The following is a 23,930-nucleotide window of genomic DNA, read 5'->3' as shown; positions in this document are numbered from 1 at the left end:
CATAGCTCGGGCTATGGCGAGCATTTGCAACGACGAGCCGGGGTGTTTTGGCGTGCAAGGCGGACATGGACGAAATATTCTCAGCCTCTTAGGCGCGGGCTGCGCGTGCACGGCCGCGCTGGTTCGACACCACTACATTGTCCTTGGCCAGGGCCTGCCCATCGCGCACCGCAGCCAGCCAGCCCTCGGTGCTGGCCACCGCTGCGAAATTGCTCTGGAAGACGACGCTGAAGACCCGGTGGATCTCCTCGGCGCTGGCGTAGCCGGCCGCGTTCTCGTACGGCAACGCGCCTGTGGCGTCCGACAGGAACTCCACCGCCAGCCCGCGGTGCATGGCCTCGAAGGTGGTGGACGCATCGCAGTTGTGCGTCATGTAGCCGGCAATGCTGAGCGTGTCGATACCGTTGTCGGCGACCCACTGCGCCAGGTCGGTGCCCGTGAACGCGCTGGGCGTGGCCTTGGTGATCAGGTGGTCGCGGTGGCGGCGCGCCACTTCGGAGTGCAGCTGGCCATTGTGCGCATCGGCCTGGAACACCGGCGCGCCCTTGGGCGCATGGTGCTGCACGACCACCACACTCACGCCGGCCGCATGGGCCTCGTCCATAGCGCGCAGGATGTTGGGCAGGCTTTGCGCCACGGGCGGGTATTCGATGGGCAGCAGGCCGCCTTCGAAGTATTCGTTCTGCACATCGATGACGATGAGGGCGCGGCGGGGTGGGTTGGACATGGTCGGTGTTTCCATTGGGTTGCGATGGATTGGATCTTAGGCAGCGACACGCCTGGCCGATAGCGGCCCGAATGCCAATCATCGATAGAATCGGGCCATGATCGCCCGCCAGCCCGAAACCGTCGCCGTGGTCGCCTTCGACGGCATCAGCCCCTTCCACCTGTCGGTGCCCTGCCTGGTCTTCGGTGAGGACCGCGACGAGGACCGCCGCCACCGCTTCGCGCTCTCGGTCTGCGCCGCGGTGCCCGGCGCGCTGCGCACCAACGCGGGCTTTGCGATCCATGTCGCGCATGGGCTCGAGATACTGCGCCGGGCGCAGATCATCGTCGTGCCCTCGTGGTTCGACGACACCCGGGCGGCACCCCTAGAGTTGCTGGACGCGCTGCGCCGTGCCCACCGCCGCGGCGCCACCATCGTGGGCCTGTGCCTGGGGGCCTTCGTGCTGGCCGAGGCGGGCCTGCTGGAGGGGCGTACGGCCACCACCCACTGGTACCTGGCCGGGAGATTTGCCGAGCGCTACCCGCAGGTGGTGCTGCAGCCCGAGGTGCTGTACGTGGACCACGGCGACGTGCTCACGTCCGCAGGCACCGCTGCCGGCATCGACTGCTGCCTGCACCTGCTGCGTATGCGCCACGGTGCGGATGCGGCCAACCGAGCAGCCCGCCGCATGGTCGTGGCCCCGCACCGCCAGGGTGGCCAGGCACAGTACATAGAGACCCCGGTGCGCGCCGCGCCCGAACGCGACCGCCTGAGTCCCGTGGTCGATTGGATGCTGCAGAACCTGCAGCAGCCGCACGACCTGGACGCCCTGGCACAGCGCGCCCTCATGAGTCGCCGGAGCTTCACCCGCAATTTCCGCGAGGCCATGGGCACCACCGTCGGCCAGTGGCTACTGCACCAGCGCCTGGCCCTGGCCCAGCGCCTGCTGGAGACCACCGAGGAATCCATCGACGCGGTGGCCGACCAGGCAGGCTTTGGCACCCCGGCCTCGCTGCGCCAGCATTTTGCTGCGGCCATGAAGGTCTCCCCCCTGGCGTACCGCAGGCAGTTCCGCACGACCTGAGGGTGGGGAGCCGCGGGAACGGCTGGGTAGCGAGCGCCATCAGCCTCTGGTTCACCACAATCGTCCGGCCTCGGCTCCTACAGGTGACACGAATCGACCCGCCTAGACTCATTGGCAAGTGCAAAGGTCGGATCAAGGGACAGCCAGTACCTGGCCCCCGCCCAGAGACGGTCAGGGCATCGAAATCCCTGCCAAAGCACCCAGAAAAAGCAGGGGGAATTTCGGCCTTAGCACTCACTCCAAGAGAGTGCTAATATCATGCCTTAGAGGAAAGGATTCCCGGAATGAACATTCAATCTGGAACCGCTACGACGACTTTGGCGCCCGCAAACCCGTGGGCGCTGGTGCCCCCGCTGGGCAACCTGGACGCCTATATTTCGGCCGTCAACCGCCTGCCCCTGCTCACCCACGAGGAAGAGCAGTCCTATGCACGCGCGCTCAAGGACAACAACGATCTGGACGCCGCCGGCCGGCTGGTGATGTCGCACCTGCGCCTGGTGGTCTCCATCTCGCGCCAGTACCTGGGCTATGGCCTGCCGCATGGCGACCTGATCCAGGAAGGCAACGTGGGCCTGATGAAGGCCGTCAAGCGCTTCGATCCCGACCAGGGCGTGCGCTTGGTGAGCTACGCCATGCACTGGATCAAGGCCGAGATCCACGAGTACATCCTCAAGAACTGGCGCATGGTCAAGGTGGCGACCACCAAGGCCCAGCGCAAGCTGTTCTTCAATCTGCGGTCCATGAAGCAGGGTTTCAAGGCCGACGCGGCCGCTGCCGACGCTGCGACGCACCGCGACACCCTCTCCGAGAGCGAAATCGACTCGGTCGCGCAGCAGCTGAACGTCAAGCGCGAGGAAGTCATCGAGATGGAAACCCGCATGTCGGGCGGTGACGTGCTGCTCGACCCGGCCCCTTCGGATGACGGCGAGCAGGCCTTCGGCCCCATCGCCTACCTGGCCGATGCCGCGCACGAACCCACGGCCATGATCGAGTCGCGCCAGCGCGATTCCCTGGCCACCGATGGCATCGCCACCGCCCTGTCCAGCCTGGACGAGCGCAGCCGCCGCATCGTGGAAGAGCGCTGGCTCAAGGTGAACGACGATGGTTCGGGCGGCATGACGCTGCACGAACTGGCAGCCGTGTACGGCGTAAGCGCCGAGCGCATCCGCCAGATCGAGGTCGCGGCGATGAAGAAGATGAAGAAGACGTTGGCCGAATACGCATAAGCAGCGCCACGCTTTGGCACAGAGGCCGCGTTAACATCGCTGCTTCGCGGCTGAAGTACCTTCGAGAAAGGGCCCCGTCGGGGCCCTTTTCTTTTGCAGTGTCTCAGCCTCCGGAAGATAAATTCCAAGGAGATGCTCTTGTCACGCCCTGTTGTTCCCCGCCGTGCCGCCCTGGCGCTCGCGCTCGCCGCCCTGTCGTCGCCCTGGGCCATCGCCCAACAGACCCCGCAAAAAGCCCCGGCAGCCAAACCTGTCGGCGCCGCGCCAGCAGCAGCGGCAGCCCCCCTGGCCTGGCCGACCAAGCCGGTGCGCATCATCGTCGGCTTCCCGGCGGGCTCGTCGCCCGACCTCACGGCGCGCACCATCGCCGAGCCCCTGTCCAAGGCGCTGGGCCAACCGGTGATCGTCGAGAACAAGGTGGGTGCGGGTGGCAACATCGGCGCCGACGCCGTGGCCAAGGCGCGCGACGACCACACCATCGGCCTGATGATCAACGGCAACATGACCATCGCCAAGATGCTCAACCCCGCCGTGCCCTACGACCCCATCAAGGACCTGGCACCGTTGAGCCTGATCGGCACCTCGCCCCTGGTGCTGACCGCGCCCGTGAGCCAGCCCGGCGTGCCGGCCACGGCCGATGCGCGCGAGTTCTTCGTGGCCGCGCGCAACGGCGGCGACAAGTGGAGCTATGGCACCCCCGGCGTGGGCACCGTGGGCCACATCGGCACCGAACTGCTCAAGTCGCGCAGCAACATCAACCCCGTGCATGTGCCCTACCCTGGCTACCCCCAGGTGGCCACGGCCATGCTGGGTGGCCAGCTGCAGATGGCGCTGCTGCCGCCGGCCCTGGCCCAGGCCCAGATCAAGGCGGGCAAGCTGCGCGCCATTGGCGTCACCTCCGCCGGCCGCAGCCCGCTGGTGCCCGACGTGCCGAGCCTGGCAGAGGCCGGCATCACCAACTACAACCTGGAAATCTGGAACGCCTTCGCCGCCCCGGTCACCATGCCCAAGCCCATCCAGGCCAAGGTGGCGGCACTGATCAGCGAGATCGCGCGCAGCCCCGACGTGCGCAGCAAGCTGTTCCAGCAGGGCTGGCAGGTGGTGGGCACTTCACCCGAGGGCCTGGCCAACCGCATCAAGGCGGACACCAACCTGCTGGGCGGCGTGATCGCCATGCGCGGGATCAAGGCGGAATAAGCCCACCGGCCCCAACGGCCCTCCCCACGCCTGCAACGGCGACGGAGGGCTTTTTTGTGGGTGCGTTCAGGCGGCGCTCAGCAGCGCGCGCACATCCTCGGTCAGGGCCTGGGCGCCGCTGCCATAGCGGCTGTAGATGCGCAGGCGCCCGGCCGGGTCGTAGATGTAGCTGCCGGCCGAATGGTCCATGCTGTAGCTGGTGGGGGTCTTGCCCTCGACCTTCTTGTAGTAGATCTTGAAGTCCTTGGCCACGGCGGCCAGTTGTTCGGGCGTGCCGCGAAGCGCGAGGAAGGTGGGGTCGAAGTTGGCCATGTAGGCCTTGAGCACCTCGGGGGTGTCGCGGTCCGGGTCCACGGTGACGAAAATGCCCTGCAGGCGCTCGCCGTCCTTGCCCAGGGCCTTCTTGACTTCGGCCAGCTCCTGCATGGAGGTCGGGCAGACGTCGGGGCACTGGGTGAAACCGAAGAACACCACCACCACCTTGCCCGCAAAGTCCTTGAGGCTGCGTGCCTGGCCGTTGTGGTCGGTCAGCGGCAGGTCGCGGGCGTAGTCGGCGCCGGTGACGTCCACGCCACGGAACTCCAGCTTCTTTTCGGAGCAGGCACCCAGCAGCGCACTGCCGGCGAGCGCGGTTGCGCCCATGGCGATCATTCGGAGAGCATGTCGTTTGTGCATGGTGTGGCCGTTCAAAGCACGTAGTGGTCCACCAGCAGCGCGGCGAAAAGCACGCTCAGGTGGATGAGGGAAAAGCGGAAGGTCTTGCGCGCCAGCGCGTCCGAGTAGTTGCGCCACAGCGCGAAGCCATAGCCGCAGAAGCCCGCGGAGAGCACCACAGCCGCCACCAGGTAGATCCACGAGCTCATGCCGTAGATGAAGGGCATCAGGCAGCCGGCGAACAGGATCAGCGTGTAGAGAAACACCTGCAGCCGCGTGAACTCGTTGCCGTGCGTCACAGGCAGCATGGGCAGGCCTGACTTGCGGTAGTCCTCGACCCGGTACAGCGCCAGGGCCCAGAAGTGCGGCGGCGTCCACAAAAAGATGATGAGGAACAGGATCAGCGCCTCGGGGCCCACGTCGCCCGTCATCGACGACCAGCCCAGCACCGGCGGCATGGCGCCCGAGGCCCCGCCGATCACGATGTTCTGCGGCGTGAGCGGTTTGAGGATGACGGTGTAGACCACGGCGTAGCCGACAAAGGTGGCGAAGGTGAGCCACATGGTCAGCGGGTTCACCGCAAAGTACAGCAGGGCCGAGCCGGCGGCGCACAGCACGGCAGAGAACAGCAGGGTCTGCGAATTGGACAGCTCGCCCTTGGCGGTGGGGCGCCAGGCCGTGCGCTTCATCTTGGCGTCGATGCCTTGCTCGACGATGCAGTTGAACGCGGCAGCGGCACCGGCCACCAGCCACACGCCCACGCAGGCGATCACCATCAGGCCGAACTGCGGCGCGGTGGGCATGCCGGGCACGGCCAGCACCATGCCGATGAGCGCGCAGAACACGATGAGCTGCACCACGCGCGGCTTGGTGAGGGCATAGAACTGGGCCACGCGCGAGGGCGGCGAGGAAAGGGCGGGGGCGACACTCATGCGGACACTCTTCTCGATGCGCGCGAAGGCGCTGGGGTTTCGTCTCGTTGCGGTGCGGTGGCTGCGCGGCTGGCCGCCAGCGCCCAGGTCAGCACCACCACCATGGCGGCCGCACCGCCGGTGTGCAGCACGGCGGCCAGCAGGGGCCAGCCGAGCACCACGTTCGACAAGCCGGTGGCCAGCTGTGCCAGCGCCAGCGCCAGCAGCCAGCGCGCCTGTACCGGTAGCACGGCTGCCTTGTAGAGGCGCCAGACCAACGCCAGCAGCGCGGCCAGCACCACATAGGCCATCAGCCGGTGCACGTAATGGATGGCCGTGAGGCCGGCAAAGCTGATGTGGCTGCCGTCCTGCAGCAGGCCCAGCTGGCGCCAGACCTGGAAGCCCTGGGCAAAGTCCATGGCCGGCCACCAACTGCCCTGGCAGGTGGGGAAGCTGGTGCACGCCAGTACGGCGTAGTTGGTGCTGACCCAGCCGCCCAGCACGATCTGCACGGTGACCAGCACGGTGGCCCACACCAGGCCCCGGCGCAGCGCGGGCGCGATGCGCTCGGCCACCCTGCCCTGCGCCCAGTGGGCATGGCGCACGGCCTGCACGCACAGCAGGGCCAGCAGCACCAGGCCGCCGATGAGGTGCAGGGTGACGATGGCCGGGAAGAGCTTCATGGTGACCGTGAGCGCCCCGAACGCGCCCTGCAGGCACACCCAGAACAGCGTGAAGGTGGGCCACCAGGGGCTGATGGGTGGCTCGGCAACACCTTGCCGCCAGGCCTGGCGGCGCTGCACCCAGGAGGACACGGTGATCACGATGATGAGCACGCCCACGCCCGTGGCCAGGTAGCGGTGCACCATCTCCACCCAGGCCTTGCCGTGGGTGACCGGGCCCGTGGGCATGGCGTCCTGCGCGGCCGCGATGTCGGCGTGCGCGCCCACCGGGCTGGCGTTGCCGTAGCAGCCCGGCCAGTCGGGGCAGCCCAGGCCCGAATCGGTGAGCCGGGTGAAGGCGCCGAACAGCACCAGGTCGAAGGTGAGGAACAGCGTGAGCACGGTGAGCGCCTGCAGGCGCTTGAGCGGCGTGCTGTTGCGGTTGCGCAGCCAGACCCAGACCAGCGGGCCGAGCGCGATGAGCACGCCCAGCAGCATGAGCCGGGCCAGCGGCGCCAGGTCGTACAGGGGCTGTGCGTCGGTCATGGCTTGGCGGGCCGGCCGGCCTCATCCCACGACGAAGAAGCGCGCAGCAGGCGATCCAGGTCGCGCTTGGCCTTGGCCGCGCCGCTGCTGTCCATCGCAGCGGGAAAGCGCATCATCCAGTTGCCCATGGGGTCGACCACGTAGAGGTGGTCCTGCAGCGCATGGCCTTCAGCGGGGGCCAGCCAGGCGGCTACGCCCTCGGGGGGCAGGCGCAGCACGGTGGCCTGCTGCAGGGCCGGGGCCAGCAGCGGGGGCGGCAGGGCGGCATCGTTGACGAGCCAGACCCATTCCACGCGGTCCTTTTCCTTGCCCAGGGTTTCGCGCAGCTGGCGCTGCAGGTACAGGTGCTTCTGGCAGGCGTCGTTGCAGTCGCCGCCGGCCACGCTCACCAGCAGCCATTGGCCCTTGAGCGAGGCCAGGAGCGCGGGCTTGCCGTCCAGCGCGGTGCCCACCAGCTCGGGCATGGGGCGCTGGGGGTTGACCAGTTCACCGTAGACGCGGCGGCCCTCGGGGCGGATGACGTAGTAGGTGAAGTACGAGGCGACCACGGGCGCCGCGCAGATCAGCAGCACGCCCAGCATCTTCAGCCGGCCATGGCGGGTGCGCTGCGTGCCGGCCACGGCATCGCGCGCCTCGGGCAGGCTGTGCACGGTAAGGCCCAGCGGGTGGGCCCCGCCGTTGCTGTGCTGCTCAGGTGCCTGGCTGGCTGCGTGGGCGAATGAAGCGTCGGACGATTTGGAACCAGACATAGAGAAGTGCAATCAGGCCGCAGAGCCCGAACCATTGAAATGCGTAACCGTAGTGTTTGTCGACGCCCGCGCCGATGACGGGCCAGTCGCGCGACAGCCCTTCCGCAGCATCCCCGGTCTGCAAGACCGTGAGGGGCGCCAGCGCCAGGCCCGTCTCTGCCCGAAAGGCAGCCAGGTCGAGATTTTGCCGGATGCGGGAAGACCCCTTGGCGCTATCGCCGCCCTCGAACTCGTACAGGCGCGAAGGCGGCAGCGCTACGCGGCCCGCGACCTGCACCGTGCCATCCGGTGTCTGCACTGGCGGCAGCTGCATGCGGTCCTGGAAATTGCGTGGCGCCCAGCCGCGCTGCACCAGCACCACCGCATTGGAATCGACCAGTTGCAAGGGGGTGAGCACGAAGAAGCCGGGGCGGCCCTGCATCTGCCGGTTGTCCAGGTACACCGTGTGCTGGGGCAGCCAGCGGCCTTGCAGCGCGACGGAGCGGTGTACCAGCGCTTGCTGCGCCTCGGGCCCGGCCGGGGCCAGCAGCGAGCGGCCGTCGATGGCCGGCTGGCGCGTGCGCTCGTCAATGCGGGCCTGCAGCGCCTCCTTCTCGGCGGCGCGCGCCAGTTGCCAGCGCCCGAGCGAGGCCGTGGCCAGCATGGAGGCCAGGGCCGCGATCAGAATCAGCCAGAAAAGCGGGCCCAGGTCGCGTCGCGTGCTTGTCACAGGATAATGTGCTCCATGAAATACCTCGTTGTGCTGGCCTTCATCGCCATTCTGGCCAGCCTGGCCTCGGCCCTGTTCTTCATGATGCGTGGCGGCAAGGATGCCGGCGCCGACAAGGCCAAGGGCCACCGCATGGCGTGGGCGCTGGCCATACGGGTGGGGCTTTCCATCGCGCTGTTCCTGTGCATTCTCGTCGCATGGCAACTGGGCTATATCCAGCCCACCGGCCTGCCTGCCGCCTCGCGCTGAAGCCCCGACGGAACGGAACGCCTTCGCGGGCTTCGGCCGGCACAAAAAAAGCGCCTCGCGGCGCTTTTTTCTTTGGAGGCCGCGCCGGATTACATCCAGTAGACCAGAACGTACAGGCCGAGCCAGACCACGTCCACGAAGTGCCAGTACCAGGCGGCGCCTTCGAAGCCGAAGTGCTTTTCGGGGGTGAAATGGCCCTTTTGCAGGCGCAGGGTGATGAACAGCAGCATCAGCATGCCCAGGAACACGTGGAAGCCGTGGAACCCGGTCAGCATGAAGAAGGTGGAGCCGAACACGCCGGAGCTGAGCTTCAGGTTCAGGTCGGTGTACAGGTGGTAGTACTCGTAGCCCTGCACGCACAGGAAGACGAAGCCCAGCAATACCGTGGCCCACATGAAGGCGATGGTCTTGCCGCGGTGGTTTTCGCGCAGGGCGTGGTGGGCGATGGTCAGCGTCACGCCCGAGGTCAGCAGCAGCGCGGTGTTGATGGTGGGCAGCCAGAAGGGGCCCACGGTCTGGAAGGGCTCGACGATGCCGGCGGGCGATGCCGTGACGCCAGCGGCAAGGCTGGGCCACACGGCCTTGAAGTCGGGCCACAGCAGCGCGTTGTCCAGGCTGCCCAGGGCCGGCACCGAGTGCGCGCGCGCCCACCACAGGGCCGAGAAGAAGGCGCCGAAGAACATCACTTCGGAGAAGATGAACCAGCTCATGCTCCAGCGGTACGACAGGTCGATCTTGTGGCCGTACAGGCCGCCCTGGCTTTCGCGGATGGCGTCGCCGAACCACTGGTACAGCACGAACAGCCACCAAACCATGCCCAGCAGCAGGGAGTACTTGCCCCAGTCGTGGCCGTTGATCCACTGGCCCGCGCCCAGTATCACGAAGAACAGGCCGATGGCCGCCATCACCGGGTGGCGCGACTCGGCGGGCACGTAGTAGTACGGGGTCGTTCCGTGGGTCGATGCACTCATTTCAGCTCCTGAATCTCAAAATCTTTTGTTATCGTAATCGCGGAAACACTTGGCTGGCAGCGTCAGACGATGACGTTCACCAGCGTGATCAATGAAATCACCAGCAGGAACACCGCCACCAGCCCGACCACGATGATGTGCACCGGGTTGAGCTTCTCGACGTCCTGCGCATATTCGCTGCCCTTGCGCAGCCCGATGAACGACCAGGCCACCGCACGGATGGTGCGCAGCAGCGAACCCTTGCGCTGCACCGGCGAGGGTGCCACGGGCTCAGCGGGGTGCGGTAGAGGCTTGTCGGTCATGATCCGGCTCCTTCGACGGCAGGGTGCTGCAGCGCGGGCGCTGCAGCCGTGGATTCGGGCGCCGCAGGCGTCTTGCCACCCACCTCGAAGAAGGTGTAGGACAGCGTGATCGTCGTGACGTCCTTGGACAGGCGCGGGTCGATCACGAAGGCCACGGGCCATTCCTTCTTCTCGCCGGGCTCCAGCACATACTGGTTGAAGCAGAAGCACTCCAGCTTGTTGAAGTGCGCTGCCGCCTGGCGCGGTGCGTAGCTGGGGATGGCCTGGGCGGCCATGCGGCGGTTCTGCACGTTCTGGAACTCGTACATCACCGTCGTCAGCTCGCCGGGGTGCACCTGCACCGAGCGCTGCGCGGGCTTGAAGTCCCACGGCCCGCGCGAATTGGCGTCGAATTCGACGGTGATGGTGCGGCTCTTGTCCACTTGCGTGTTGGCGGGCACCTTCACGTCCTTGCCGGCCACGCCGTTGCCGGGCACCTGGCGCTCGGACAGCGACAGGATGTTGATCCCCGTCATCTCGCAGATGTGCTTGTAGATGGGGATCAGCACGTAGCCAAAGGCGAACATGCCGGCCGCAATCACCAGCAGCTTGCCCACCATCTTGGCGTTTTCGTGGCGAAGGTTCATGGCATGGAGCCCTGTGTCTTCTCTTCAGCGCGAGGACAGGAGGACCATCTTGACCATGAACCCGATGAAGAACACCGCAGCCACGGAGGCCAGGATCAGGCCCAGGCGCAGGTTGCTCTTCTTTTGTTCGGGGGTCATGGGCATGGTGTTCAGCCGATCACGCGGGTTGCCGTGGCGTCCAGCTTGGGTGGGGTCTCGAAGGTGTGGAACGGTGCGGGCGATGGCACTTCCCATTCCAGGCCCTCGGCGCCGTCCCATGGCTTGGCGGGGGCAGCAGGGCCCTTGCCCATCATGGCAGGCAGCACCACGGCCAGGAAGAAGTACACCTGCATCAGCCCGAAGCCGAAGGCGCCCACCGAAGCGATGGCGTTGAAGTCGGCAAACTGCATGGGGTAGTCGGCATAGCGGCGGGGCATGCCGGCCAGGCCCAGGAAGTGCATCGGGAAGAAGGTCACGTTGAAGGTGATCAGCGAGCCCCAGAAGTGGATCTGGCCGCGCGTTTCGGAGTACATGTGGCCGGTCCACTTGGGCAGCCAGTAGTACACGCCTGCGAACATCGAGAACAGCGAGCCGGCCACCAGCACGTAGTGGAAGTGGGCCACCACGTAGTAGGTGTCCTGCAGCTGGATGTCGATGGGCGCCATGGCCAGGATCAGGCCGGTGAAACCACCCATGGTGAACACGAAGATGAAACCCACGGCGAACAGCATGGGGGTCTCGAACGTCATGGAGCCGCGCCACATGGTGGCGATCCAGTTGAAGATCTTCACGGCCGTGGGCACCGAGATCAGCATGGTGGCGTACATGAAGAACAACTGGCCGGTCACGGGCATGCCGGTCGTGAACATGTGGTGGGCCCACACGATGAACGACAGGATGGCGATGGACGAGGTGGCATACACCATGGAGGCGTAGCCGAACAGCTTCTTGCGCGCGAAGGCGGGCACGATCTGGCTGACGATGCCGAAGGCCGGCAAGATCATGATGTACACCTCGGGGTGGCCGAAGAACCAGAAGATGTGCTGATACATCACCGGGTCGCCGCCGCCGGCGGGGTTGAAGAAGCTGGTGCCGAAGTGGCGGTCCGTCAGCGTCATGGTGATGGCGCCGGCCAGCACGGGCATCACGGCGATCAGCAGGTAGGCGGTGATCAGCCAGGTCCAGGCGAACATGGGCATCTTCATCAGCGTCATGCCGGGGGCGCGCATGTTCAGGATGGTGACGATGATGTTGATCGAGCCCATGATGGACGAGGCGCCCAGGATGTGCATGGCGAAGATGCCGGCATCCATGGAGGGGCCCATCTGCAGGGTCAGCGGTGCGTACAGCGTCCAGCCGGCAGCAGGGGCGCCGCCGGGCATGAAGAACGAACTCACCAGCATCAGCGCTGCCGGGATCATCAGCCAGAAGCTGAAGTTGTTCATGCGCGCGAAGGCCATGTCGGATGCGCCGATCTGCAGCGGGATCATCCAGTTCGCGAAGCCCACGAAGGCCGGCATGATGGCGCCGAACACCATGATCAGGCCGTGCATGGTGGTCAGCTGGTTGAACAGCTCGGGGTTCACCAGCTGCAGGCCGGGCTGGAACAGCTCGGCGCGGATCAAGAGGGCCAGGACGCCGCCGACCATGAGCATGGTGAAGGCGAACAGCAGGTACAGGGTACCGATGTCCTTGTGGTTGGTGGCGTACACCCAGCGGCGCCAGCCGGTGGGGCCGTGGTGGCCATGGTCGTCGTGTGCGTGGTCGCCTGCGTGCCCATGCTTGTCGTCGAGAACTGCGCTCATTTTGTATTCCTCAATGCGATGGGGCGGTGATTACTTGCCACGCTGGGCCAGGACTTCAGCAGGCTGCACCAGCTGACCGGTCTTGTTGGACCAGTTGTTCTTGGTGTAGCTGACCACGGCGGCGATGTCCGTGTCGCTCAGTTGCGCCCACGAAGGCATGGCGCCGTTGGCCGCGCCCTTGAGCAGGATCTGGATCTGCTTGGCATGGTCGGTGTCGAGCACGATGGCCGAGCCGTCCAGGGGCTTGATAGGGCCGGCACCCTTGCCGTTGGCCTGGTGGCAGGCGGCGCAGTTGGCCGCGTAGACCTTCTCGCCACGCTTGGTGATGTCTTCCAGCGTCCAGACCTTGGTCGGGTCGTCAAGCTTGGCGGCGGCCTTCTTCTTCTGGGCAGCCACCCAGGTGGTGTAGTCCTCGGCGGACACGACCTTCACATGGATGGGCATGTAGGCGTGCTCCTTGCCGCACAGCTCGGCGCACTGGCCGTAGTAGTCGCCAATCTTCTCGGCGCGAAACCAGGTGTCACGCACGAAGCCGGGGATCGCATCCTGCTTGATGCCGAAGGCGGGCACCATGAAGGCGTGGATCACATCGTTGGCGGTGGTGATGATGCGGATCTTCTTGTTGACCGGCACCACCATCGGGTTGTCCACCTTGAGCAGGTAGTCGGCGGGCGCGTCCTTGACGTTGCCGCTGTCGGACATCACGCGGTGGCTGCTGTCCAGCGTGGAGATGAAGGCCAGGCCCTCACCCTCGCCGGTGATGTAGTCGTAGCCCCACTTCCACTGGTAGCCCGTGGTCTTGATGGTCAGGTCGGCATTGGTCGTGTCCTTCTGGGCCACCAGCACCTTGGTGGCGGGCAGCGCCATGAGGATCACGATGATGAAGGGGATGATGGTCCAGACCACCTCCACGGTCACGGACTCATGGAAATTGGCCGCCTTGGCGCCTTTGGACTTGCGATGCTTCCAGATGGAATAGAACATCACGGCGAAGACGGCTACGAAGATCACCGTGCAGATGACCAGCATCATCCAGTGCAGGAAATGCTGCTCCTCTGCAATCCTGGTGACAGGGGGGTGCAGATTGAGCTGGTTGACTGCGGGACCGCCAGGCAGGTCTTGAACGGCATGGGCCACGCCGCCCACCCATGCACCGGCGATCAGGAGCAGAGAAGCCAGCTTGTTGGAAATGCTCTTCATAGTTCTCATTTACTTCTAAGCCTCAAATTAACCAATCCCTGCTGGCGCGCCTGCGTGGGGTCAGGCTGCGCGCAAGGCCATGCGTATCTCCGATGCCAGGGCCGGCCGAAGCTCGGGGCGCACGTAGCGCCCCACTTCCACCGATCGGCCCTGTGCAGACAAGGTGATCAACGACCGGTCGCCGGTCTTGGGTTCCACGCGAACCCAGCTCCGGTCGAATTCGGCGCGCTCGAGCTTGCCTGCTGTCTCCAACTCCACCACCAGGCGCGAGCCCTGCAGTGAAATCCTCTCGCCATCGGCCGCATGACGTCCGTACATGGCGAATGCCAACCCAACCACCACCATCTCCAGCCATGCGAAGGGCATGACCAGACGGGCCCCGAGCATCCAGAAGAACGTTGCAATGCCCAGTGAAACCGAACACAGCGACAGGTACATCCAGCCCATCTGCGCGGGGGTGACCGAGCAGTTGCGGGCCAGGCGCCAATCGATGCGCTGACCCGAGACAGTGGCAAAACGAAAAACCAAGCCTGTCACCGGAGGTGCCCACAAGACTGCCGGCTGCAGACCACACCAGAAAAGCCACTGGCGCGGCATGCGCAGCCCGCTACGTTGCGCGGGAAGATGCCCGAAATCCCAATAACCCTGAATTGTAGCGTGCCTTGTTCCATGTCATTGACACGAGCCTACCCGGTACTTCTACCTGTACCTGTGGCCAGCATGGCCCGCATGTCCTGCAGCGAAACGGCACTGCTGGCGCTCATTTTCAGGCGCGGCGCAGGTTTGAAGGCATGGCCGTAGATGATCTCGAAAGTCAGTGCCAACTGTCCGTTCTGCGCAGGGTCGGCCAGGTGCTCCACCAGCGCAGCATGCAGGCGCTCGCGCCAGCAGCGCCCGCGCAAGGCGCCAAAGCGGTCAGGGTGCAGGTTGCAGCCAAGCTCACGCAGCTCCTGCAGCAGGCGCTCGGGCGTGGCGAAGGTGAGCGTGATGCGCTCCATGTCCATCACCGGCTCGGCAAAGCCGGCGTGCACCAGCATGTCGCCCCAGTCGTGCATGTCGGTGAAGGCATGGCCGGCCGGCGGCCAGCCCATCGCGGCATACACGCCGTGCAGCTCGCGCGCGGTGTCGGGCCCCAGGCAGGAGAACATCAGGTAGCCGTCGGTCGCCAGCGCGCGGTGCCACTGGCCGATGAGGGCCTGCGGGTCGGCCGCCGTGTGCAGCGCCATGTTGGCCCAGAGCATCTGCACGCTGGCATCGGGCGGCAGGCCGAACTGCGGCGCCGGGCCGCTCCAGCGTGCCGGGCTCCACCAGGGCCGGGCCAGCGCCTGCTCGGCCACCGGCACGCAGTGCGCAGCGGTCTCGGCCACCTGGCAGGCGGCCTTGGGATAGCGGGCACTCACCAGCGCATGGCCCTGCAGGCCGCCGCGCACAGGATCCCAGTGGCACCAGGACGCGGGGGCCTGGCGTATCCACTGCAGGCGGTCCTCCATGCGGCGGGCCACCTCTTCGTGGAGCCAGGGGGCCATGGCAGGCGCGGCGGCATGCCAGCGGGCAGCAGCAAGGGGATCGATCGTGGGGGGGCGCTCTGTGGGCATGTCGTAGGAACCGGGCCCCACGCAGGAACCGGGGGCCCAACGAGTATATTGACTCATGCAGTTCAAGGCGTTCACAGGGCTATCGGGGGTGGGGCGCAGGCTCAGGGCGCTGGCCGGCGCCCTGCCCAGCCAGTGCGCCGTCTGTCATGCCTGGCCTGCCACGCGCGTGTGCAAGGCCTGTACGGCCCGCTTCGCCCAGCCGGTGTCGCGCTGCACCCACTGTGCCCTGCGTGTGCCCGAGGGTGTCACGGTGTGCGGCGCCTGCCTGCGCGCGCCACCGGTCTTCGAGCGCTGCCTCGCCGCCGTGGACTACGCCTACCCCTGGTCCGGCGTGCTGGCCGATTTCAAGTTCCGCGCCGACCCCGGCTGGGCCGCCACACTGGCAGCGCTGATGCGCGGCAGCCCTGGGCTGGCGCAGGCACTCGACGCGGCCGACCTGGTGCTGCCCATTCCCTTGTCGCCCGAGCGGTTGCGGGAGCGGGGCTTCAACCAGGCCCTGCTGCTGGCCCGGCAGTTGTCACCCCACAAGGCACACCCCGCCATACTGCTGCGGCTGCAGGCGGGCGATACCAAGGTACACCAGGCGCAACTGACGCGCGCCGAGCGGCTGCGCAACCTGCGCGGCGCCTTTGCCGTGGAGCCCGCCCGGGCCGCCGGCCTGCGGGGCCAGCGCATCGTGCTCATCGACGATGTGATGACCACCGGCGCCACCTTGCATGCCGCCGCCACCACGTTGCGCGAGGCGGGCGTGGCATCCATCAGCGCCCTGGTGTTCGCCCGCACGGAACCGCACCGGGACCACACCGCAAGCCTCCCATGATTTGTTACAAAACCCGGCCGCAAAGGACCAGGTTCGCAGCAAAATACCGCCCATGTTCCATATCGTCCTGGTCGAGCCCGAGATTCCGCCCAACACCGGCAACGTGATCCGGCTGGCGGCCAACACGGGGTGCACCCTGCACCTCATCGAGCCGCTGGGCTTTTCCATGGAAGACCGGCTGATGCGCCGCGCCGGGCTGGACTACCACGAGTACACGGCCGTGCTGCGCCATGCGGGCTGGACGGCCTTCCTGCGCGATGCGCAGCCCGACCCGGCGCGCATGTTCGCCATGACCACGCATGGATCGCAGGACCTGTTCGACAACTGCTTTCTGCCGGGCGACTGGCTGGTGTTCGGCGCCGAGACGCGCGGCCTGCCGCCCGAACTGCGCGAGACCTTCCCTCCCGCACAGCGGCTGCGCCTGCCCATGATCGCCGGGCAGCGCAGCCTGAACCTGTCGAACGCGGTGGCGGTGTCGGTGTTCGAGGCCTGGCGCCAGAACAGCTTCGGCGCCGCTGGCGCTGTAGCCGCCCCCTCTCCAAGCGAACTGGCGCAGCTTCAGCCGGGGTGATACCTTTGGTCCGCAATGGCCTGGGGCCCTTGCTCGGACATGAAGTCCAGGAACACCTTGGTGCGCGCGGGCAGCATGCGACCCGAGGGCAGCGCGGCATACACCGTGTAGCGCGAAACGATCCACTCGGGCAGCACATGCACCAGCTCGCCGCTGGCCAATTGCTCCTCGATCAACAGGCGCGCGGTGACCGCCACGCCCGCGCCATCGATGGCCGCGCGCAGCAGCACGCCATTGCTGTCCGACTGCAGCACCGGCGGCGCATCCACCTCCTGCGAGGGCGCATCGCCCGTGGCCGGGTACAGGCGCAGCTTGCGCCCGCCGCCCATTTCCGAGCGTGCGGGTGCGCCCGTATCGCGCAGGTACTCGTGCTGCAGCAGGTCCATCGGCACCTGGGGCACACCCTTGCGCGCCAGGTACTCGGGCGACGCCACGACGATGGCCTCGCCATGCAGGAGGGCGCGGGCCACGATGTTGGCATCGAAGTCCTCGCCCGCCACCATGATGGTCACGTCGAACTCGTCGATGCGGCGCAGGGCCAGCGAATCCACGCTGATGTCCAGCATCAACTTGGGGTAGCGCGCATGCCACAGCGCCGTCAGCGGCGCGAGGAAGTTGGTGGTGAGCACCGGCGGCGCCACGATGCGGATGGTGCCGCGCAGGTCGCGCGTGCTGGCCACGGCCTCGGCTTCGGCATCGTCGATCTCGTTGAGGATGCTGCGCACCCGCTGCAGGTAGACCTCGCCGGCATCGGTGAGCGCCACCTTGCGCGTGGTGCGCTGCAGCAGCCGCGTGCCCAGGTGCTGCTCCAGCTCGGCCACCATGCGCGTGACCACGGGGGGCGACATGTCGAGCGCGCGGGCGGCGGCGGCAAAGCCGCCCTCGTCGACCACGCGGTCGAAGACTTTCATGGCTTGCAGGCGGTCCATCGTTCAGCCCTCCTGCCAAATGTGAAAGAGCGCCGGGTGAAAGGGCGCCGGGCGCCCTGCCCTCAAGGCTTGGCGCCGTAGTTGCGGGCCAGCGACTCGGCCACGCACACGGGCTTGTCGCCACCCTCGCGCTCCACGGTCACCAGCCAGGTCATCTGCATGCCGTCCGGCGCCAGCGGCTCTGCGGCCTGCAGGGTCAGGCGTGCCCGCACGCGGCTGCCCACCGGCACCGGCGAGGTGAACCGCACCTTGTTCAGGCCATAGTTGACGCCCATGCGCGCGCCCTCGATGGCAATGCCCGACTCGAAGAAGCGCGGAATCAGCGACAGCGTGAGAAAGCCATGCGCAATCGGCGCGCCGAAGGGCCCGGCCTTGGCACGCTCGGGGTCCACATGGATCCACTGGTGGTCGCCCGTGGCTTCGGCAAACAGGTTGACCTGTTCCTGCGTGATGGTGATCCAGTCGGTCACGGCGACCTCCTGGCCCACGCAGGCGCTGACTTCGGAGTAGGAGCGGAAGATTTTCATGGCACCAATGTAGCGCTGCGCCACAGCCCGCCTTGTCGGCCGGGTGACAGGTAATAACCCTCAGGCGAGCAGCGCTCATGCGTCGAGCCACTCGCAGATACCCTGCCACTGCTCCAGGTCGCGCGCCACGCGGCCCGGTGCCACGTCGAACAGCGTGAGCCCGTGCGCCGCCAGGTGGATGTAGTTCTGCGTGTCGCGCAGGTAGCCCAGCACCGCAAACCCGAGGTTGTCCACGAACTGGTGCAGTTGGTCGGCAGCACGCGTGCGCGCATCCACGCGCATGCCCACAATGCCCACCTGTACCCCGGCGGAGCGCTTGTGCTCGGCCAACTGGTCCAGAAATTCGCGCGTGGCGAAGATGTCGAACACGCTGGGCTGCAGCGGCACGATGATCTTGTCGGCCACCTTGAGCACGTCGTTCAGGCGCCAGCCGTGCAGGCCGGCCGAGGTGTCGAGCACCGCATGCGTCGTGCCCTTGGGCGGCTTGCTGATCACGTCGGAGTTGACGTCCCACACGCCGATGGGCCGCGCTGCGGGCGGGCGCAGGCCCAGCCACAGGCGCGCGGATTGCTGGCGGTCGGTGTCGCCCAACAGCACGGGGTGGCCGTGGCTGGCGTAGTAGCCCGCCACATTGGTCGACAGCGTGGACTTGCCCACGCCCCCCTTCGGGTTGGCAACGACGATCACTGGCATCACGAAACTCCTTGCGTTGGGTCTGGCAATGAAATCGGCTGGAAAGACAAAGGCAGGCGCTGACTCCGACTCGCCCGGTCATGCTACCCAATCGATAGCAAGACCCAAGCCCGTCATGCGTGCTGGCCGCCGCGCTTGACGAAGAAGAGCCCGGCGCCCACGGCCATCAACAGCCCGCCGAAGACCCGATTCTGCACACGCAGGGCCCGGGCGCTGCGCATCAGGCGGCGCATGGCGCTGGCGCCGGCGGCGTAGCCGTGCATCACGGTCACGTCCACGGCCACCGTGGTGGCGGCCATCACCAGCAGCTGCGTCCACAGCGGGCGGGTATCGGTCATGAACTGCGGCAGCACGGCCACCATGAAGATGATGCCCTTGGGGTTGGTGGCATTGGTCAGAAAGCCGGTGAGGCAGCGCTTTTGCCAAGTGCCTGCGGGCACCTCTTCGTCGCCTTGCAGCGGCGAGGCATCGCCCGAGCGCCACTGGCAAAAGCCCACATAGATCAGGTAGCCGGCGCCCAGCACCTTGACCACGCTGAAGGCCAGCTCGGACGCCAGCAGCAGCGAGCCCACGCCCGCCCCCGCCACCAGCAGGATGAGCAGTAGCCCGAGCTGCAGGCCCAGGATGGTGGCACCGGTCTTGCGTACGCCGAACGACAGGCCATGGCTCATCGACAGCACCGCGCCCGAACCGGGGGACACCGCAATCAGGCACGAGGCCGCGAAAAAAGCCAACCAGGTCTGGAAATCCATGGAGCAACCACCACACAAAAGCAAGGGCGCGTATCTTATCAAGCATGGTCGGCCCGCACAGCATGTCGGCCTATTGCGCTACCAAAAACAGAGCAAAGCGCAGCGATGCCAAAATGTACACGCCGAGGGAACACACATCCCCAACACAACAGACCACCCCCGGCCCGACCTGCCCCCATGGAACACGCACCCACCTGGCTCACCTACGGCTTTCTGTACCTCACGGCCGCCGTATTGGCCGTGCCCATCGCCAAGGCCCTGGGCCTGGGCGCCATCATTGGCTACCTGGCGGCGGGCATCGCCATCGGGCCCTGGGGCCTCGCACTGGTCAGCAATGTGCAGGACATACTGCACTTCGCGGAGTTCGGCGTGGTGCTGATGCTCTTTCTCGTCGGGCTGGAGTTGCAGCCCAGCCGGCTGTGGGCGCTGCGCCGCCCCATCTTCGGCATGGGCAGCGCCCAGGTGCTGGGCTGCGCGGCGGTGCTCTTCGTGCTGGCCAGCCTGGTGGGCCTGCCCTGGCGCGTGGGCCTGGTGGGGGCACTGGGGCTGGCGTTGTCGTCCACCGCCATCGCCCTGCAAAGCCTGGCCGAGCGCAACCTGATGCGCACCAGCAGCGGGCAGGCAGGCTTTTCGATTTTGCTGTTCCAGGACGTGGCGGCCATCCCCATTCTGGCGCTGCTGCCGCTGCTGGGCGCCGCAGCCGGCGCGGGCACCAGCCACTCGCCGGGCGAGGTGGCGCTGGAGGTGGCCAAGATCGTCGGCGTGATCGCCGCCATCATCCTCGGCGGGCGCCTGCTGCTGCGGCCCGTGCTGCGCTGGATCGCCAAGAGCAAGACGCCCGAGGTCTTCACCGCCGCCGCGCTGCTGCTGGTGGTGGGCATCGCCATGCTGATGGTGATGGTCGGGCTGTCGATGGCGCTCGGCGCCTTTCTGGCCGGCGTGCTGCTGGCCGACAGCGAGTACCGGCGCGAGCTGGAGGCCGATATCGAGCCCTTCAAGGGCCTGCTGCTGGGCCTGTTCTTCATTGCCGTGGGCATGAGCATCGACTTCGGCGTGCTCATGCGCTCACCCTGGCTCATGGCGGGCATCCTCTTCGGCTTTCTGGCCTGCAAGGCGGTGGTGATCTATGCGCTGGCGCGCGCGGTGAACATCCCCTACCAGGAGCGCCCCGTGTTCACGCTGCTGCTGGCACAGGGCGGCGAGTTCGCCTTCGTGGTGTTCCAGGCCGCCGCCGGCGCCCAGGTGTTCCCCGCCGAAACCGCCTCGCTGCTCATCGGTGCGGTGGCGCTGTCGATGCTGCTGAGCCCCTTGCTGCTGGTGGTGCTGGACCGCGTGCTGCTGCGCCGCTATGCGCACGTCAAGGCGCCCGAGGCCGACGAGATCTCGGAGCCGCAGGAGGCGCCCATCGTGATCGCCGGCTTCGGCCGCTACGGCCAGATCGTGGCGCGCGTGATGCTGATGCAGGGCATACGCACCACCGTCCTCGACCACAGCGTGGAGATGCTGGAGGTGGCGCGCACCTTCGGCTACCGGGTGCACTACGGCGACGCCACCCGGCTCGACCTGCTGCGCATCGCGGGTGCCGGGCAGGCGCGCATCCTGGTGATCGCCGTGGACGACCCCGAGCAGTCCGTCAAGATCGCCGTGCTGGCGCGCAAGCACTTCCCGCACCTGCAGGTGGTGGCCCGCGCGCGCGACCTCACGCACTGGAACAACCTGCGCGACGCCGGCGTGACCCTGGTGCAGCGCGAGCTGTTCGAATCGAGCATGCACAGCGCCCGCACGGTGCTCGAACTCATGGGCCTGCCACCAGAAGAGGCCAATGAGATGACCCGGCGCTTCAGGGAACACAACATCGCCCTGTCCGACCGCATGTACCCGCACCACCGCGACCGCGCCAAAATGATCGCCGTGGCGCGCGAAGGGCGCAGTCAGTTGGCGGAGCAGATGGCCAGGGAGCGGCAGGAGGCTGCGGCGGCGGGGGAGGACGGGGCATATCCCGGGTATGCGGGGCCAGACAGCAACGCCCCTGCGGGCGGTGAAGAGCGCTGAGACAAGCGACCAAAGACGCCGCGGTGGATCGGCACTTGCAGGGATGGAATGGGTCCCGCCGAAATGGGCCGATGAAAACCAGCAAGCCCCGACCGACACACTGAAAGCAGTACGCGAGAGGACGAACCCACCCGTCTTTGCAAATCTTCGCAAACAAGATTCATTCCCATTACAATCCATACCCTCACGCAAGCCAAGTGTCCCGTCAGGATGCCCGCCAGCGCCCGCTGCTCCTCCTGTCTCGGACCCTTTTCATGCACCCCCTGCCCCAACGCGCTGCGCTGCGCCTGCGCACGCCTGCCCTTTCGCCCGCCCGCACCGCCGGCCTGTTCGCCCTGACCCCGCTGGCCCTGTGCCTGGCGCAGTCCGCCTTTGCACAAGCTGCCGCCGATGCCCCGGCCACCACTGCGCCCCAGCTGCAGGAAGTGCGCATCAACGCCAGCACCGAAAAGGACATGGGCTTTGCGCCTGTGGAGGCCCAGACGGCCGGCAAGGCGCCCATGCGGCGGTTGGAAACCCCGCAGTCCGTCAGCGTGGTGACGCGCGAACAGATGGAGTCGCGCCAGATCACCAATGTGCAGCAGGCGCTGCAGACGGTGGCGGGGGTGAGCCCTGTCAACTTCGGGCGCCGGGGCTTTGATGACCTCAACATCCGCGGCTTCCGCTCCACCGAATCCATTCTGGTCGACGGCCTGGTGCAGAGCCCCGGCATGTGGGCCAAGCTGCAGCCCTATGGCTACGAGCGCTTCGAGGTGCTCAAGGGCTCGGCCTCGGTGCTGTATGGCCAGGTGCAGCCGGGCGGCATCGTCAACGCCGTGAGTAAGCGGCCCCGCAAGGAGCCGCTGAATGAGGTGGGCATCGAGGTCGGCAGCTTCGGCCAGCGCACGCTGCAGGCCGACGTGAACCGGCCGCTGTCCGAATCGGGCAAGACAGCGCTGCGCATCAATGCGCAGGTGACGGATGCCGACGACCCGACGCAGTTCGTCTACCGCAAGGACCGCTGGTTCGCGCCGTCCCTCTCCATCGACCTGGGTGCGCAGACCGATCTGGTGCTGTTCGCCACCTACAGCCGCAGCGAGTGGATGCGCCAGCAGGGCATCACGCCCTATGGCACGCTGCTGCCCAACCGCAACGGCACGCTGTCCCGCACGCTGTTCACCGGTGATCCCGCGTTTGGTGTGTACGACGTGGAGAGCACCACGCTGGGCTACGCGCTGGAGCACCAGGTCTCGCCTGCGATGACTTTCCGCCAGAACGTGCGCTACGAGACCGAGAAGGGCACGGGCAATTTTGTCTCCAACCAGGCGCTGCAGGCCAACCAGCGGCTGCAGAACCGCAGCGCCTCGCGCCAGACCATGGACTACGACCTGCTGGCCACCGACACCTCGCTGCTCACGCGCTTCGAGGCGCTGGGCGCAAAGCACCAACTGGTCACGGGCCTGGATGTGCGCAGCGGCCACAGCCTGCTGGCCAGCCGCACCTGCTCCATTGCCGCGCTGGACCTGTTCGCGCCGGCCTACGGCGTGCAGGCCAACTGCCCTGCGGCGCGGACCAGCGACGCGCCCGGCAAGCTCACGGTGGCGGGCCTGTATGCGCAGGACCAGATCAAGTTCGGCCAGGGCTGGACGGCCCTGGTGGGCCTGCGCCGCGACTGGTCCACCAACGACATCGACAACCTCCTCACGCGCGTGCAGACGCAGCAAAAGGACAGTGCCACCACGCTGTCGGCCGGCCTGGTGTACGAGTTCACACCCGGCTGGGCCGCTTACGGCAGCTACGGCGAGTCCTTCTTGCCGACCTCGGGCCTGGCCTTCAACGGCACGCCCTTCGTGCCCGAGACGGGCAAGCAGTGGGAGGCGGGCCTGAAGTACGAAGCCCCGGGCGGCCAGCTCACGGGTGCACTGGCCCTCTTTGACCTGGTGCGCGAGAACGTGACCACGGCCGACCCGGTAAACACCGGCTTCAGCGTGCAGACCGGCCAGCAGCGGGCGCGCGGCCTGGAGGTGGAGCTGGGCGCCGACATGAAGAACGGCTGGAAGCTGACCAGCGCCTACACCTACACGCAGACCAAGGTCACGCGCGACAACAACGCCGCCATCGTGGGCCTGCCGCTCAACCTCACGCCGCGCCACACGCTCACGGCCTGGGCCACCTACAAGCTGCCGCAGTACCAGCGCGTCACGCTGGGCCTGGGCGGGCGCTATGTGAGCGAGCAGATCGGCTCGTACCCGTTCACACTGCCCTCGTACGTGGTGGCCGATGCTTCCATCAGCTACGCGGGCGAGAACTACCGCCTGACGGCCGGGGTGAAGAACCTGTTCAACAAGGCGTATTACGACGGCGCAATCAACGCCAACGTGGTCTCGCCCGCGCTGCCGCGCAACTTCAGCCTGGGGCTGACGTACTTCTTCTGAC

General features: G+C 66.9%; 26 protein-coding genes. 8 read left to right on the top strand and 18 right to left on the bottom strand.

The genetic code is table 11. The features are described 5' to 3' along the window. Nucleotides 1-88: 88 nt before the first annotated feature. Nucleotides 89-727, bottom strand: a complete 639-nt coding sequence (locus ASE31_RS11915; RefSeq protein WP_057201848.1) for a cysteine hydrolase family protein — start codon at nucleotides 725-727, stop codon at nucleotides 89-91. A 97-nt stretch (nucleotides 728-824) separates the two neighbouring features. On the opposite strand from ASE31_RS11915, the gene ASE31_RS11910 reads away from it, so the two are divergent. The 3 genes from ASE31_RS11910 to ASE31_RS11900 all read left to right on the top strand — a co-directional run bounded on the left by ASE31_RS11910 (nucleotide 825) and on the right by ASE31_RS11900 (nucleotide 4,213). Then, the gene (locus ASE31_RS11910) at nucleotides 825-1,790 is read left to right on the top strand and encodes a GlxA family transcriptional regulator (RefSeq protein ID WP_057201847.1); all 966 of its coding nucleotides are present in this window, start codon (nucleotides 825-827) and stop codon (nucleotides 1,788-1,790) included. Nucleotides 1,791-2,074: 284 nt separating this feature from the next. Next, on the top strand, nucleotides 2,075-3,016 hold the full coding sequence (gene rpoH, locus ASE31_RS11905) for an RNA polymerase sigma factor RpoH (protein WP_057201846.1): 942 nt from the start codon (nucleotides 2,075-2,077) through the stop codon (nucleotides 3,014-3,016). Nucleotides 3,017-3,148: 132 nt separating this feature from the next. Further along, nucleotides 3,149-4,213, top strand: coding sequence for a tripartite tricarboxylate transporter substrate binding protein (locus tag ASE31_RS11900; protein ID WP_057201845.1), 1,065 nt, complete (start codon nucleotides 3,149-3,151; stop codon nucleotides 4,211-4,213). 66 nt (nucleotides 4,214-4,279) lie between these two features. Here the strand turns inward: ASE31_RS11900 and ASE31_RS11895 are convergent, their stop codons facing one another. The 5 genes from ASE31_RS11895 to ASE31_RS11875 are packed head-to-tail and all read right to left on the bottom strand — an operon-like array spanning nucleotide 4,280 to nucleotide 8,444. After that, entirely contained in the window at nucleotides 4,280-4,855 is a 576-nt protein-coding gene (locus ASE31_RS11895) for an SCO family protein (protein ID WP_235514420.1), read from the bottom strand. A 44-nt stretch (nucleotides 4,856-4,899) separates the two neighbouring features. Beyond that, nucleotides 4,900-5,799 (bottom strand): heme o synthase, encoded by a 900-nt coding sequence (gene cyoE / locus ASE31_RS11890; RefSeq protein ID WP_057201843.1) that lies wholly within the window; start codon nucleotides 5,797-5,799, stop codon nucleotides 4,900-4,902. Further along, on the bottom strand, nucleotides 5,796-6,986 hold the full coding sequence (locus ASE31_RS11885) for a heme A synthase (RefSeq protein WP_057201842.1): 1,191 nt from the start codon (nucleotides 6,984-6,986) through the stop codon (nucleotides 5,796-5,798). Before ASE31_RS11885 ends, cyoE begins: the two co-directional genes overlap by 4 nt. Next, the gene (locus tag ASE31_RS11880) at nucleotides 6,983-7,735 is read right to left on the bottom strand and encodes a hypothetical protein (RefSeq protein WP_057201841.1); all 753 of its coding nucleotides are present in this window, start codon (nucleotides 7,733-7,735) and stop codon (nucleotides 6,983-6,985) included. The genes ASE31_RS11885 and ASE31_RS11880 overlap by 4 nt, the downstream gene beginning before the upstream one ends. After that, the gene (locus ASE31_RS11875) at nucleotides 7,677-8,444 is read right to left on the bottom strand and encodes an SURF1 family protein (protein WP_057201840.1); all 768 of its coding nucleotides are present in this window, start codon (nucleotides 8,442-8,444) and stop codon (nucleotides 7,677-7,679) included. Before ASE31_RS11875 ends, ASE31_RS11880 begins: the two co-directional genes overlap by 59 nt. Before the next feature lie 15 nt (nucleotides 8,445-8,459). On the opposite strand from ASE31_RS11875, the gene ASE31_RS11870 reads away from it, so the two are divergent. After that, nucleotides 8,460-8,693, top strand: a complete 234-nt coding sequence (locus tag ASE31_RS11870) for a twin transmembrane helix small protein (protein ID WP_057201839.1) — start codon at nucleotides 8,460-8,462, stop codon at nucleotides 8,691-8,693. Nucleotides 8,694-8,782: 89 nt separating this feature from the next. On the opposite strand, the gene ASE31_RS11865 is transcribed toward ASE31_RS11870, so the two are convergent. The 8 genes from ASE31_RS11865 to ASE31_RS11835 form a co-directional block, all read right to left on the bottom strand. Then, nucleotides 8,783-9,664 (bottom strand): cytochrome c oxidase subunit 3, encoded by an 882-nt coding sequence (locus tag ASE31_RS11865; protein WP_057201838.1) that lies wholly within the window; start codon nucleotides 9,662-9,664, stop codon nucleotides 8,783-8,785. 62 nt (nucleotides 9,665-9,726) lie between these two features. Further along, complete coding sequence (locus ASE31_RS11860) at nucleotides 9,727-9,966, bottom strand: DUF2970 domain-containing protein (protein ID WP_057201837.1); 240 nt, start codon at nucleotides 9,964-9,966, stop codon at nucleotides 9,727-9,729. Then, a complete protein-coding gene (locus tag ASE31_RS11855) occupies nucleotides 9,963-10,592 on the bottom strand; it encodes a cytochrome c oxidase assembly protein (RefSeq protein WP_057201836.1) in 630 nt (209 codons plus the stop codon). Before ASE31_RS11855 ends, ASE31_RS11860 begins: the two co-directional genes overlap by 4 nt. Nucleotides 10,593-10,616: 24 nt before the next feature. Beyond that, complete coding sequence (locus ASE31_RS32560) at nucleotides 10,617-10,730, bottom strand: cytochrome oxidase small assembly protein (RefSeq protein ID WP_218885856.1); 114 nt, start codon at nucleotides 10,728-10,730, stop codon at nucleotides 10,617-10,619. An 11-nt stretch (nucleotides 10,731-10,741) separates the two neighbouring features. Then, nucleotides 10,742-12,376 (bottom strand): cytochrome c oxidase subunit I, encoded by a 1,635-nt coding sequence (ctaD, locus tag ASE31_RS11850; RefSeq protein ID WP_057201835.1) that lies wholly within the window; start codon nucleotides 12,374-12,376, stop codon nucleotides 10,742-10,744. Between the two features lie 30 nt (nucleotides 12,377-12,406). Continuing rightward, nucleotides 12,407-13,576: a cytochrome c oxidase subunit II gene (gene coxB / locus ASE31_RS11845; protein ID WP_057201834.1), complete on the bottom strand. Its 1,170-nt coding sequence runs from the start codon at nucleotides 13,574-13,576 to the stop codon at nucleotides 12,407-12,409. Between the two features lie 60 nt (nucleotides 13,577-13,636). Further along, nucleotides 13,637-14,173, bottom strand: a complete 537-nt coding sequence (locus tag ASE31_RS11840; protein WP_218885854.1) for a DUF2244 domain-containing protein — start codon at nucleotides 14,171-14,173, stop codon at nucleotides 13,637-13,639. 89 nt (nucleotides 14,174-14,262) lie between these two features. After that, entirely contained in the window at nucleotides 14,263-15,171 is a 909-nt protein-coding gene (locus ASE31_RS11835; protein WP_057202492.1) for a class I SAM-dependent methyltransferase, read from the bottom strand. 55 nt (nucleotides 15,172-15,226) lie between these two features. On the opposite strand from ASE31_RS11835, the gene ASE31_RS11830 reads away from it, so the two are divergent. Both ASE31_RS11830 and ASE31_RS11825 read left to right on the top strand, forming a co-directional pair. Then, entirely contained in the window at nucleotides 15,227-15,991 is a 765-nt protein-coding gene (locus ASE31_RS11830; protein ID WP_057201832.1) for a ComF family protein, read from the top strand. Between the two features lie 52 nt (nucleotides 15,992-16,043). Beyond that, on the top strand, nucleotides 16,044-16,562 hold the full coding sequence (locus ASE31_RS11825; RefSeq protein WP_057201831.1) for a tRNA (cytidine(34)-2'-O)-methyltransferase: 519 nt from the start codon (nucleotides 16,044-16,046) through the stop codon (nucleotides 16,560-16,562). Here ASE31_RS11825 and ASE31_RS11820 read toward each other — a convergent pair. The 4 genes from ASE31_RS11820 to ASE31_RS11805 form a co-directional block, all read right to left on the bottom strand. After that, entirely contained in the window at nucleotides 16,550-17,491 is a 942-nt protein-coding gene (locus ASE31_RS11820) for a LysR family transcriptional regulator (protein WP_057201830.1), read from the bottom strand. The genes ASE31_RS11825 and ASE31_RS11820 overlap by 13 nt on opposite strands. 62 nt (nucleotides 17,492-17,553) lie before the next feature. Further along, nucleotides 17,554-18,018, bottom strand: a complete 465-nt coding sequence (locus tag ASE31_RS11815; RefSeq protein WP_057202490.1) for a MaoC family dehydratase — start codon at nucleotides 18,016-18,018, stop codon at nucleotides 17,554-17,556. 75 nt (nucleotides 18,019-18,093) lie between these two features. After that, nucleotides 18,094-18,711, bottom strand: a complete 618-nt coding sequence (locus ASE31_RS11810) for a ParA family protein (protein WP_057201829.1) — start codon at nucleotides 18,709-18,711, stop codon at nucleotides 18,094-18,096. A gap of 113 nt (nucleotides 18,712-18,824) precedes the next feature. Next, nucleotides 18,825-19,463: a LysE family transporter gene (locus tag ASE31_RS11805; RefSeq protein WP_057201828.1), complete on the bottom strand. Its 639-nt coding sequence runs from the start codon at nucleotides 19,461-19,463 to the stop codon at nucleotides 18,825-18,827. A gap of 177 nt (nucleotides 19,464-19,640) precedes the next feature. On the opposite strand from ASE31_RS11805, the gene kefC reads away from it, so the two are divergent. After that, nucleotides 19,641-21,515, top strand: coding sequence for a glutathione-regulated potassium-efflux system protein KefC (gene kefC, locus ASE31_RS11800; protein ID WP_057201827.1), 1,875 nt, complete (start codon nucleotides 19,641-19,643; stop codon nucleotides 21,513-21,515). Nucleotides 21,516-21,769: 254 nt separating this feature from the next. Further along, nucleotides 21,770-23,929: a TonB-dependent siderophore receptor gene (locus tag ASE31_RS11795; RefSeq protein ID WP_057201826.1), complete on the top strand. Its 2,160-nt coding sequence runs from the start codon at nucleotides 21,770-21,772 to the stop codon at nucleotides 23,927-23,929. Nucleotide 23,930 lies beyond the last annotated feature (1 nt).

The organism is Acidovorax sp. Root217 (genome assembly GCF_001428645.1).
Classification (GTDB): Bacteria; Pseudomonadota; Gammaproteobacteria; order Burkholderiales; family Burkholderiaceae_C; genus Acidovorax.
This window is presented reverse-complemented; position numbering and strand designations above follow the sequence as displayed.

What these genes read in the sequence shown, in the direction of transcription:
- ASE31_RS11815 (WP_057202490.1), bottom strand. Translation starts at nt 18,018, where the DNA reads ATGAAAATCTTCCGCTCCTACTCCGAAGTCAGCGCCTGCGTGGGCCAG.
- ASE31_RS11895 (WP_235514420.1), bottom strand. Translation starts at nt 4,855, where the DNA reads ATGGGCGCAACCGCGCTCGCCGGCAGTGCGCTGCTGGGTGCCTGCTCC.
- ASE31_RS11860 (WP_057201837.1), bottom strand. Translation starts at nt 9,966, where the DNA reads ATGACCGACAAGCCTCTACCGCACCCCGCTGAGCCCGTGGCACCCTCG.
- ASE31_RS11870 (WP_057201839.1), top strand. Translation starts at nt 8,460, where the DNA reads ATGAAATACCTCGTTGTGCTGGCCTTCATCGCCATTCTGGCCAGCCTG.
- ASE31_RS11855 (WP_057201836.1), bottom strand. Translation starts at nt 10,592, where the DNA reads ATGAACCTTCGCCACGAAAACGCCAAGATGGTGGGCAAGCTGCTGGTG.
- ASE31_RS11840 (WP_218885854.1), bottom strand. Translation starts at nt 14,173, where the DNA reads ATGCCGCGCCAGTGGCTTTTCTGGTGTGGTCTGCAGCCGGCAGTCTTG.
- ASE31_RS11910 (WP_057201847.1), top strand. Translation starts at nt 825, where the DNA reads ATGATCGCCCGCCAGCCCGAAACCGTCGCCGTGGTCGCCTTCGACGGC.
- ASE31_RS11795 (WP_057201826.1), top strand. Translation starts at nt 21,770, where the DNA reads ATGCACCCCCTGCCCCAACGCGCTGCGCTGCGCCTGCGCACGCCTGCC.
- coxB (WP_057201834.1), bottom strand. Translation starts at nt 13,576, where the DNA reads ATGAAGAGCATTTCCAACAAGCTGGCTTCTCTGCTCCTGATCGCCGGT.
- cyoE (WP_057201843.1), bottom strand. Translation starts at nt 5,799, where the DNA reads ATGAGTGTCGCCCCCGCCCTTTCCTCGCCGCCCTCGCGCGTGGCCCAG.
- ASE31_RS11805 (WP_057201828.1), bottom strand. Translation starts at nt 19,463, where the DNA reads ATGGATTTCCAGACCTGGTTGGCTTTTTTCGCGGCCTCGTGCCTGATT.
- ASE31_RS11880 (WP_057201841.1), bottom strand. Translation starts at nt 7,735, where the DNA reads ATGTCTGGTTCCAAATCGTCCGACGCTTCATTCGCCCACGCAGCCAGC.
- ASE31_RS11830 (WP_057201832.1), top strand. Translation starts at nt 15,227, where the DNA reads ATGCAGTTCAAGGCGTTCACAGGGCTATCGGGGGTGGGGCGCAGGCTC.
- ctaD (WP_057201835.1), bottom strand. Translation starts at nt 12,376, where the DNA reads ATGAGCGCAGTTCTCGACGACAAGCATGGGCACGCAGGCGACCACGCA.
- rpoH (WP_057201846.1), top strand. Translation starts at nt 2,075, where the DNA reads ATGAACATTCAATCTGGAACCGCTACGACGACTTTGGCGCCCGCAAAC.
- ASE31_RS32560 (WP_218885856.1), bottom strand. Translation starts at nt 10,730, where the DNA reads ATGACCCCCGAACAAAAGAAGAGCAACCTGCGCCTGGGCCTGATCCTG.
- ASE31_RS11835 (WP_057202492.1), bottom strand. Translation starts at nt 15,171, where the DNA reads ATGCCCACAGAGCGCCCCCCCACGATCGATCCCCTTGCTGCTGCCCGC.
- ASE31_RS11865 (WP_057201838.1), bottom strand. Translation starts at nt 9,664, where the DNA reads ATGAGTGCATCGACCCACGGAACGACCCCGTACTACTACGTGCCCGCC.
- ASE31_RS11820 (WP_057201830.1), bottom strand. Translation starts at nt 17,491, where the DNA reads ATGGACCGCCTGCAAGCCATGAAAGTCTTCGACCGCGTGGTCGACGAG.
- kefC (WP_057201827.1), top strand. Translation starts at nt 19,641, where the DNA reads ATGGAACACGCACCCACCTGGCTCACCTACGGCTTTCTGTACCTCACG.
- ASE31_RS11885 (WP_057201842.1), bottom strand. Translation starts at nt 6,986, where the DNA reads ATGACCGACGCACAGCCCCTGTACGACCTGGCGCCGCTGGCCCGGCTC.
- ASE31_RS11825 (WP_057201831.1), top strand. Translation starts at nt 16,044, where the DNA reads ATGTTCCATATCGTCCTGGTCGAGCCCGAGATTCCGCCCAACACCGGC.
- ASE31_RS11915 (WP_057201848.1), bottom strand. Translation starts at nt 727, where the DNA reads ATGTCCAACCCACCCCGCCGCGCCCTCATCGTCATCGATGTGCAGAAC.
- ASE31_RS11810 (WP_057201829.1), bottom strand. Translation starts at nt 18,711, where the DNA reads ATGCCAGTGATCGTCGTTGCCAACCCGAAGGGGGGCGTGGGCAAGTCC.
- ASE31_RS11900 (WP_057201845.1), top strand. Translation starts at nt 3,149, where the DNA reads ATGCTCTTGTCACGCCCTGTTGTTCCCCGCCGTGCCGCCCTGGCGCTC.